Here is a 9,499-nt window from a genome sequence, read left to right as displayed (position 1 = left end):
TTGGACGACTAACTGCACTAAAGTTAGATCGTCAAAAGCCGATATCTTTTCGCTTTCTTCGGCGCGGATGTAGGTATCGATGAGGTGGCGCATCGCTGGCTCGTAGGCTTTTAAATCTATGTAGTCCCCACTGGCTATTTTTACCTCCTGACGGACGTTTTCGTAGTGTTTGACCTCCTCTTTGATGCGGGCAATTTCAGCAGGGGTATAGCCCGCTTCAATGGCTTCATTGGCAATGTTGGCATAAGCGCGGAGCAGGGAAGCGACGGACTTGTAGAGGAAGATGCGCTTTTGTTGATTGTTTTGTAATTCTTCTGGGTTATCGGTATTGCCACAGAAATACTTAAGATAGGCGGCGGTGTTTTTGGGGGGTGCGACTGGTTCGCATAAAGCTTTGACGGTTTCTAGGGTTTCCTCTAGGCGTTCCTGGGCTTTAGTAAGGCGATCTTCTAATAACCCTTCAATATCATCCTTGTCGTAACCATCTAGGGCTTCAAAAGAGTTCGTAATATTTACAGGCTTGATAAATACTGCCAGAGACTAAGATGGCGTTACCGCGACCACTTTTAAGCCGATCTTTCACCCCCATATCAAAGATAATATCAGCGACTATTTTATTTAACCGATCTTGGGAACTAAGCACCTGGCGCATCGTCCCCCAGCGTTGTTTGAGTTGGTTTTTAGCAAGTTCGGTCAAGCCCGAAGTTTTAGCTTCAAACCAGCGATCTATCCTTTCGGGGGAAGTTAGATTTTGGTCGATGTTTCTGGCTTCGTAGCGTAAATCTAAAACTACTTTATCTTCAACTGCCTCGTTAAATTTATAGGTGTGAATATAGTCGCCAAATACTTCAATCGTGGTTGCTTTATCTTTTTTGAGTAGGGGCGTACCCGTAAAGCCAATAAATACCGAATCGGGCAAAATTCGCTTCATTGCCTGGTGTAATTTACCCGATTGAGTACGGTGACATTCATCGACAAAAACGTAAATATTGCCCTTGGCTTGGAAGTTGGCGGGGAGATTATTTTGTAGTTCTGCTATGTATTTCTCGTAGTCAGCATCTTGGGGATTTTTCTTCTTCTTGCCAAATTTATGAACTAGAGAACAGATCAGCCAGGGGGTTGTGTTGTCTAATTGGGTAATTAAATCCCTACCGCTAGTAGTACGATAAATCGATTCATCGACTCCTAAAAAGATGCCTTCAATTTGTCGATCTAATTCGTCGCGGTCGGTAATAATTAAAACCCTAGAGTCATCGGCATTTTCTTTTATCCATTTAGCTAGCCACACCATTGTCAGGCTTTTACCGCTCCCTTGGGTATGCCAGATAATACCCCCTTCCCTGCGGTTTAAATAGTCTTGAGTGGCTTTAATACCAAAATATTGATGGGGACGACAGACTTTTTTGATTCCCGAATCGAAGACGATAAAATCGTGGATTATCTCTAGAAACCTTGCTTTTGGTAATAGCTCTAGTAAAGCGCGATCTAAAATTTCGGGGTTACTAGCTGGTTGCCCCCAATCTGAATCTTCCTTCCAAGTCAGATAATACTTTTCTGGGGTTTCAATCGTGCCATAGCGCAGCCCTTGGGTATCATTTCCTGCCATGATCAACTGCATGGTAGTAAAAAAAGGTTTAATAAATTCGGGCTTTTGATTGTCCAAATTTTGACGGATACCTTCAGAGACAGAGATTTTACTGCGTTTGAGTTCTAGTACTGCCAAAGCGATACCGTTGACATAAATAACAATATCGGGGCGTTTATTATTGTCCCCTTTAATCGCTACTTCTTCGGCGATCGCAAAATCGTTATTTATAGGATCTGACCAATCGATTAACCAAACCGTTTGATTATTTTCCCCTACATTTTCCTTGACTTTAATTCCGTAGCGCAGTAAGCCATAAACTTCCTGGTTGATATCGTAAAGGCTCTTAGCTTGGTCTGTAGCGGTTTTTTTTAGTTCTTGGAGTGCCTTGTTAATTAGGGTGGGACTGTAGCCTTGTTGGGTTAGATATTCCCTTAAAATGCCTTCTTCGATGTTGCTGTTGTCTTTCCTGTCTTGCCAGTTGCCCAGGTAGCGGTAGTGTAATTGCTGTTGGAATAGTCGAACTACTCGCTTTTGAGTGATGCGTTCTATTTTTCCAACCTTATCCATAACCAGAATTGATAATTAGCAGTTTTATCTCACAATTTTGACTCGCGATCTTTATTGATGCCAGTTTTCTAACTTTAAATTCAGAAAATTTTGAAAATCTGAGGTGTTATTAGTAACGAGAATTAAATTATTAGTGTAAGCGATCGCAGCGATTTGTCCGTCCACAAAAGCGGGAGTTTTACCTGCTGCTACAAGGCGAGTTCTTTCTTTTGCGTGCCAAGTTGCTGCCGTTTCATCATAGGGAAGTAGGGGAATATGAGGCTGGACTACTTTTTGTAAATAGGTTTCAATCTTACGGCGTTTTTTAGATGGTAGAAGACGCTGACAGCCAAATAAAAGCTCGTGCCAAACAACCACCGCCGTACCAATTTCTTCTTGGTGCGCTTGTAGTTTTGCCAATACTGCGGGGTTGGGTTTGGGTCGCACGGGTTCGGAAACTACATTAGTGTCGAGTAGATAACGCAGGGTCAAAAACTTACCTCCCGTCCAGGGGAGCGATCGCGAACATCGGCAAATACATCTGCTTCTGTCTCTAAGTCTTCCAAATCGTTATGGTCATAAAACTCTTGTAACGATGTCCAAAAAGTAGATTTAGCAGCGGTTAAACGCTTGTATTCTGAGGCTGAGAGAATATAAGCAAAGGGTACTCCTTCCTGAGTAATTTCAATAGAATTACCCCGTTCGATCTGCTTTAGCACTTCGGGGAGATGAGAGTTAAGTTGTTGGGTCGAATATTGCTCTTTCATTTATCCTTATTATCAATTAACTAAGATGCTTGCAGTGCGACAGGTTTATAAAGCAGGGGAATTAATTGTTCTGCTGGTACGGTTTCCATTGCATAGGTTACTCCTTGTTCATCGGCAAAATCGATTAAAAAGGCTTTTCCATCGAAATCCATGACTGCCGTTCCTACTTGCCCTTTTCTCAGTAATATCGGCTCGTTGGTTTCTTTGTGGGTTGTAAGAATGTCTCGATCTATCGTTACTAAGTCGTATTCTTTAATTTGACTCATAATCGCTTCAATTGAGAATTGATAATGGATAGTTGATAATTAGGTTTTGTTTTTGGTGGTTTTGATAATGGAGGTGAGGAGTTTTAGGAGTTCTTCTGCATCTGTTGATATTGATTGGAAACCTTTTAAGTCTATGTAACCAGATTGGTGTAATAATTCTAGCCAGTAGTCGGTTTCGTTAGCTTCTTTAAGAGCGATCGCTAATTTATGAATAAAGTCGGCTTTACTTTCTGCTTGTTGTGCTTCGCGAACTAATGCGCCAATAGCCGTACCGCTTCGCAATAATTGCTTACTCAAAACATACTCTTTTTTTTCTTTTGTTAGATATTGGTAGAGCTTTACTATCCTCAAGGCAAAAGCAAAAGACTTGTCTTTAATCGCATTTTCCCTCATTATCAATTATTCATTCTCAATTCTCAATTAATCGCGTTTTGCCCGTTAACAACTCCTGCATCATTCCCTGCTTGATGGCTTTGTACTTGTCCCGCTTTTGTTCTATGGCTTCGATCTCAGCATCCATATCGCTTAAGATTTCGGCGATCGCTTTCTGTTCGGGTAGTGTTGGCGGAATTTGAATTGAAGTATTTCTAATTGACTGAAGTGAGAGGTTTCTGATTGTAGTTCCTGTTAATTCATCTTCAAAAAATGATTTAACTGCGTGAGTTTGCAAAAAATAAAATATATATTTTTTAAACACAGATTTATTAATATTAATGTATGCTGCACTTTTGCCTAAAATAACTTTTTCATTAGCAAATAATGCAATATTACCTATTGTTCCATTAATTGAAATAAGTATTGTATTGTTAGATAAATCTTTTTTATATTTGTAATACTCATCTTGGCTTACGCATTTGGTATTTTCAGTAATTTGAATAAAACCATTAATTAAATTATTACCGTTTATGAAATGAAATTCAGACGAGTTAATATATTTTGGCGTTGAATGAATACCATCACCAATATCTGTTGAAATATCTACCAATTTTTTCTCTTCCCACTCACCACTAAAACCAGGTAAACGCTTCTTACCAGTAAGGAGTTGCTGCATAGTTCCCTGCTTGATGTCGCGCTTTTTAGCCAGTAGAGAGTCGCATTCTCTAATTAAATCATCAACATCACTTAAAACACGGGCGATCGCTTTTTGTTCTGGTAACGGTGGAATTAGTACAGGGCATTTTTCCAATACTCCCTGATCGATTGTAGTCATGGTTGCTGTTTTTGCATGAGCAACCAAATAATTTCGAGCTATTCTTGAAGTAAAGTATCTATGTAAGAAAGAAGAATTAATTTTATTTTTATCTGGTCTTACTCTAATTACATGACTGTCAAACACAACTACTTCGTTTCGATGTTGCTTATAAATATTACACTGTGCAATTCCACTTGGTACTACAGAAGAGCGTGTAAAAAATAAATCTCCATCTAAAACTTGATACCTTTTTTGTTCATCCAAATTAGCTTCAAATAATTCAAGCGAATTTACATCAATAGGAATATTTTTATATAAATCCCCTACATTAATAAGTTTTATTCCAGAGCCTTTCTTTGAAGGTTTGTAAAATACACCATTTTGCATGGGTTCACTGCAAATATATTTAAGATTTTTTACTTTCCAATCTTCAGGAATAATACCAACATCTGTACTCTTAGAACCTTCGGAAACATTAACATCTTTCACTACAACAACTCGGTAACTAATAATGGATAGTTAATAATTAATAATTGTTAGTTTGAATAAATTCCAGCCCGACTAACCGCATAATCGTCAAGAGAAGGAATCGAATCACCAACTTCTATTAAGATTTCTTCTATTATTTGCTCGCTTTCTTCAGAAGTTATTTTTGTTTTTAAATTATCTCCTGCTAGTGAAAAAATTTGATTATCTTGGTTGGCTTTTGAACTGTTTTTATATTGAAGATACTCGATAAAATTTACCAACTCTCCTAAAGATTCTTCAGGTAAACTTTGAATCGATGATAATATTTCTTCTGAATTATATTTTGCTTTATTCATTGCCAATTCTCCATTCTAAAAAATTATCAATTATCCATTATCAATTTTCAATTGTTGAAGATACTTGTTTACCTTACTTTCCAACTCCTCAACCCTAGTAGTCAACTCTGGTAAAGTCTGCTCGTAACGTTCCGCTAGTTCTTTAATCCGTTGGGTCAAACGCTGGGAAATCCTATCTAATTCCGTTTTGATTTCTTGGCTAATAGTTGCTAGCCATTTATCATCTACTACTAAAGTTTTTACTTCTGCTTCCGTGAGTTTTTTATATTGCTCTAACAGCAATTTATCTAGTTTTTTCTGGGCAGCTTTGACTTTCTTATCGGCAGCAGCTTCTTTATCAAATAAAGCCAGGTAATTTTTTAATACCGTTAACTCTTCTCCCCAATCTAATTCCTGCTGTAACTCTTTAATCCGCGTTTGGACGTTACCCTTAGTAATTTTACCTTTATCGTTTTTCACCTCTTCTAAAAAACCATCTTCCCCCGAATGTTCTTCTTCCATTTCTTCCTTGTCTCTGGTAATGGCTTCAGTTTCCGCTTCTAACTGCTCGATTTTACTTTGTTCATCTGCAAAGTAACGGTTTATAACTAAAGGTTTGGGAATTAGATCGCAGTCCCACTCGTCTTTTTTTGGCTTACCTTTTTTATCTAAAATGGCGTATGGTTGGGCTGTCCAACCTTCCTCGATAATAAAGTAAACATCATCTTTCATCGTCTCCGTCCAGTAGATCATCAGATGCTGAAAGACATCGTATTTATTAATTAAGTTAGTTTCCGAAAATGCTTCTAAAATTGCCTCCGAAAGCTGAAAAATTAACTCTTTAGGTTTAGTGGCTGGGCTTAGATCTTTGAGTAGGGAGACGTGGCGATCGCACCAAGATTGAATAATATTATCTATTTTTTCGCTGTAGCTGACAAATTCTGGATGATTGAAAATAGTTTGCTTAATTTCATCTTGGGCAATCTTTAACTCGCTATAGCCTTCCCTGGCTATGGAAGTAAATAATTCCTTTCTCAGCCCTGGATATACAGCCCAATAACGCTTTAGATCGTCAATGTCGCGGTTGGGGATGCCTCCGAGTAAATGAGCTTCTATATCTTGAATATCTTCCGCTTCTTGAGAGTCGATGTAGCGGGGAATATTGAGGTTGTATTCGTTACTGGCAATTTCTTCTAAGGGGACGAGACGGGAATATTTAGGCAGTTCCAACTGCTTGTTAAAGACATCGACTATTTTGTGGATATCCCGCTCTCTGAGGCGGTTTTTGTTGCCGTCTTTAGTAAATCCCTTACTAGCATCGATGATAAAAATGCCCTCCGAAGCGGAGGATAAACGATCGCGCTTATCAGCATTTTCCTTGTCAATGACAATAATACAGGCGGGAATACCAGTACCGTAAAACAAGTTGGCGGGTAAGCCGATGATGCCCTTGATATAGCCTTTCTTGAGAATATTGGTTCTAATTTCCGCCTCTACGTTGCCCCGAAATAGCACTCCATGAGGCAAAATAATCGCGCCCTTACCCTTACTTTTAAGGGAGCGAATTAGGTGTAGTAAAAAAGCATAGTCGCCGTTTTTCGCGGGAGGTATCCCGTAACCTGCAAAGCGGTTATAAATATCTTCTTCGGGGTTAAAACCATTGCGCCAGGATTTACTGGAAAAGGGCGGGTTAGCTACGGCAAAATCAAAGGTTTTGAGGTGTTCCCCATCTTTAAAATGGGGAGTCGATAGAGTATTATCCTGCCAAACTTCGGCGGTAGGATGCCCGTGCAGAATCATATTCATCTTTGCTAGGGCGCGGGTGGCGTTATCCATTTCCTGCCCGTAGATAGTAATTCCCTCCGTTTCATCCGCAGCTTTAATGAGTAGCGAACCACTACCACAGGTAGGGTCGTAGATAGTTTTGTCCTGGCGTTTTACTCCTTCAATTTCAATTACTTGCGCCATCACCCTAGATACTTCGGCAGGAGTGTAAAATTGCCCCTTACTCTTTCCCGACTCGGTGGCAAAGTGACGCATTAGGTATTCATAGGCATCCCCTAGAATGTCGTCTCCGTCGGCGCGGTTTTTACCAAAATTCAGTTCGGGCTTATTAAAGATTGCCACTAGGTTAGAAAGCCTGTCCTGCATTTCCTTTCCCTTACCCAGCTTATCTTCGTTATTAAAGTCCGCTACATCGATAATGCCCTTTAGATCGTTGGCTTCGGCTAATCTACCGATAATTTTATTAATCTTGTCCCCAATTTCTTTATCCCCCTTGAGTGCCACCAAATCGGCAAAACTACCACCTTCAGGGACTTCAATCAAAGCATCCTCATCACCTGCATACTTATCGGAGACATATTTAACAAACAGCAAAACTAACACATAATCCTTATATTGAGAGGCATCCATCCCCCCTCGTAACTCGTCGCAGCTTTGCCATAAGGAACTGTAGAGTTCGCTCTTTTTAATTGCCATTAATGTCTATGCCTGGGAATTAATCGTTATCGTGACCCATGATAGTCCTGTTATCGGAAGCTCGCCCACAAATACTGCTGTTTTGTTAGGTTTTGCAAAGATTGAGTCTAAATATTCCATAGGGCGATCGCTATTCCTAAAACAAAGCTAAAGCTTTACATAACAATGTTTTCAAGCTTTTATCTATCTGCATTATTGGCGATCGCGAAAGACAATCGAGAATCAAACCCTTACGCTGTAAAAGTTACAGAGAGATGTAGCCTGATTATACATATACCTCGGCACGACCCCAATAAAAGTTATTTTTAGTATTCTCCTGCTAATTGCACCTACCAGTTGGGGAAATCTAAGATTTGTAATTAATACCAAAATTAAAAGCTTGAATAATGAGAATACCGAAAACAGTAACAGAAGTAAGTGAAAAAATTATTAACGAAGGTTGGTCAGATAGATATATAGCCTATTTGCTAGTAATCGTCTTGGAAGATTCAGACAGCTTTGAAGGGGTTTTAAAAGAATATTATCGGATAAAAAAAGCTCAAGAAAGACGCTATTAGGCGTAGATATTTTGTTACCACTCTTAAAACAGATCGTCTAACATCCCCGTTACTTCGCCCTGTAGATTTTGGCGGTTATCATCATAAATCATTAAAGTATTGATGGTAGAGTATCGGCTTAATTTCTAAACTTTCCTAACATCGCCATTAGTTAAATTTAAAGCTTCGGTAATACTGCTGTGGCGTACACTGTGGGGCGATATGACTTTATCTATTCCTGTTGTATCAATCAACATATTCAAGCTTCTAAAATCTCAGTAGCGGTTAGTTTTAATTTTGGGAAAGTAGGAGAAGCGATCGCATCTCTTCCTGTAAATACGGTTTTAGAATATTGCCCCTGAGATAAAACTAGAATCGTGATTTTTTGCTCGATCGGGTCAACAATCCAGTATTCGGGAATGCCTTTTTGTTGGTACTCCCTTGCTTTGTCCGTATAGTCTCGCTCTATTTGTTCCTCACCAGGGCTAACCACCTCTACTGCTAACATCAGAACGTCTTCAATGACGGCACTTTTGTCCCGACGGTAGCTGCGCCAAATCGCACCATCGATAACTGAAATATCGGGAAGCCTAGATGATGTTACTCCCGTTCTGACTCCCACATCGGTTTTAACCTTAATATCTAAGTTGTACTGACGAGCGATCGCCTTAAAACAATCGGCGATAAAATCAATAATATCTGAATGCAAAAAACTTGCGGGGGGCATCTCGATTAATTTCCCGTCAACCAGTTCGTAATGTTTATTAGTGCCATCGACATAGCTCAGATATTCTTCAAAAGATAATTTTCGATCCGTTGTAACCATAAGATTTTCTGACTCGCTTTTATCTACTGGTCCTAGATACTCAAGAACTCTTTGGCGTACTTTTCCTTTAGGGTCGCGATAGTTTTCTACCAAGTAACGGTATTCGTTATCCTTCACTTTTTTAGTTCTGACAAACGCCATTAGTAGTGCCTAACTATCGTAGTGCCTAACTATTTTAACATCGGCTACCACCACATTTTCTATTATTAGAAAGGCGTGTTTACAAAACTACTTTTTTTACCGAATCTGCCAAATAACTATGTTTATATAGGTTTTTGGCTTTTAGGTTATAGCAAAATCTTTGCGTACTGTGCGACGACCGAAAAAAGTAAATAGCGTAGCCTGTAAAGGAGTAGCAATAGCTATTACAGCTATCATTGTTAGTTTTTGGCTCAATGAATATAGTCTTATCTTCTGAGTAAGATATTTTTCACTGTATAGCAAAAAAAAAGTGAAAAACGTGTCTAAAAACTTTTGGGTATTATTAGCAATTA

The 9,499-nt window shown here is 39.1% G+C and carries 10 protein-coding genes and 2 pseudogenes; 1 reads left to right on the top strand and 11 read right to left on the bottom strand.

Annotated features, from left to right (window positions below):
- From KV40_RS31580 to KV40_RS31545, 8 genes and pseudogenes are all read right to left on the bottom strand, one after another.
- Positions 1 to 2,155 (bottom strand): annotated as a pseudogene (locus KV40_RS31580) (type I restriction endonuclease subunit R); the annotation flags it as partial.
- Positions 2,156 to 2,206: 51 nt separating this feature from the next.
- A complete protein-coding gene (locus tag KV40_RS31575; RefSeq protein WP_036489749.1) occupies positions 2,207 to 2,626 on the bottom strand; it encodes a type II toxin-antitoxin system VapC family toxin in 420 nt (139 codons plus the stop codon).
- A complete protein-coding gene (locus tag KV40_RS31570) occupies positions 2,623 to 2,901 on the bottom strand; it encodes a type II toxin-antitoxin system Phd/YefM family antitoxin (protein WP_052056154.1) in 279 nt (92 codons plus the stop codon). Before KV40_RS31570 ends, KV40_RS31575 begins: the two co-directional genes overlap by 4 nt.
- 20 nt (positions 2,902 to 2,921) lie before the next feature.
- Entirely contained in the window at positions 2,922 to 3,167 is a 246-nt protein-coding gene (locus KV40_RS31565; protein ID WP_036489748.1) for a DUF4926 domain-containing protein, read from the bottom strand.
- A gap of 39 nt (positions 3,168 to 3,206) precedes the next feature.
- Entirely contained in the window at positions 3,207 to 3,560 is a 354-nt protein-coding gene (locus KV40_RS31560) for a four helix bundle protein (protein WP_036489746.1), read from the bottom strand.
- Between the two features lie 16 nt (positions 3,561 to 3,576).
- On the bottom strand, positions 3,577 to 4,848 hold the full coding sequence (locus tag KV40_RS31555; protein ID WP_052056153.1) for a restriction endonuclease subunit S: 1,272 nt from the start codon (positions 4,846 to 4,848) through the stop codon (positions 3,577 to 3,579).
- A 47-nt stretch (positions 4,849 to 4,895) separates the two neighbouring features.
- The gene (locus KV40_RS31550; protein ID WP_036489745.1) at positions 4,896 to 5,183 is read right to left on the bottom strand and encodes a DUF2281 domain-containing protein; all 288 of its coding nucleotides are present in this window, start codon (positions 5,181 to 5,183) and stop codon (positions 4,896 to 4,898) included.
- A gap of 30 nt (positions 5,184 to 5,213) precedes the next feature.
- Entirely contained in the window at positions 5,214 to 7,643 is a 2,430-nt protein-coding gene (locus KV40_RS31545) for a class I SAM-dependent DNA methyltransferase (RefSeq protein ID WP_036489744.1), read from the bottom strand.
- Positions 7,644 to 8,029: 386 nt separating this feature from the next.
- Between KV40_RS31545 and KV40_RS35540 the strand changes: the two genes are divergently transcribed.
- Complete coding sequence (locus tag KV40_RS35540) at positions 8,030 to 8,200, top strand: hypothetical protein (protein ID WP_156114297.1); 171 nt, start codon at positions 8,030 to 8,032, stop codon at positions 8,198 to 8,200.
- A 23-nt stretch (positions 8,201 to 8,223) separates the two neighbouring features.
- On the opposite strand, the pseudogene KV40_RS37550 reads toward KV40_RS35540, so the two are convergent.
- The 3 genes and pseudogenes from KV40_RS37550 to KV40_RS36495 form a co-directional block, all read right to left on the bottom strand.
- Positions 8,224 to 8,427 (bottom strand): annotated as a pseudogene (locus KV40_RS37550) (integrase); the annotation flags it as partial.
- 11 nt (positions 8,428 to 8,438) lie between these two features.
- Entirely contained in the window at positions 8,439 to 9,146 is a 708-nt protein-coding gene (locus KV40_RS31540) for a Uma2 family endonuclease (RefSeq protein WP_052056152.1), read from the bottom strand.
- 141 nt (positions 9,147 to 9,287) lie between these two features.
- Positions 9,288 to 9,499, bottom strand: a 212-nt coding sequence (locus tag KV40_RS36495; RefSeq protein ID WP_036489742.1) for a hypothetical protein, incomplete at its 5' end; no start/stop codon positions are given.

Origin of the sequence: Myxosarcina sp. GI1 (assembly GCF_000756305.1) — a bacterium.
Classification (GTDB): Bacteria; Cyanobacteriota; Cyanobacteriia; order Cyanobacteriales; family Xenococcaceae; genus Myxosarcina.
Note: the sequence above shows the minus strand (reverse complement) of the source record. Positions and strands in the feature narration are given on the sequence as shown.

Bases quoted from the DNA above. Each gene is read 5' to 3' on its own strand.
- KV40_RS31560 (WP_036489746.1), bottom strand. From the start codon at position 3,560: ATGAGGGAAAATGCGATTAAAGACAAGTCTTTTGCTTTTGCCTTGAGG.
- KV40_RS35540 (WP_156114297.1), top strand. From the start codon at position 8,030: ATGAGAATACCGAAAACAGTAACAGAAGTAAGTGAAAAAATTATTAAC.
- KV40_RS31570 (WP_052056154.1), bottom strand. From the start codon at position 2,901: ATGAAAGAGCAATATTCGACCCAACAACTTAACTCTCATCTCCCCGAA.
- KV40_RS31545 (WP_036489744.1), bottom strand. From the start codon at position 7,643: ATGGCAATTAAAAAGAGCGAACTCTACAGTTCCTTATGGCAAAGCTGC.
- KV40_RS31540 (WP_052056152.1), bottom strand. From the start codon at position 9,146: ATGGCGTTTGTCAGAACTAAAAAAGTGAAGGATAACGAATACCGTTAC.
- KV40_RS31565 (WP_036489748.1), bottom strand. From the start codon at position 3,167: ATGAGTCAAATTAAAGAATACGACTTAGTAACGATAGATCGAGACATT.
- KV40_RS31550 (WP_036489745.1), bottom strand. From the start codon at position 5,183: ATGAATAAAGCAAAATATAATTCAGAAGAAATATTATCATCGATTCAA.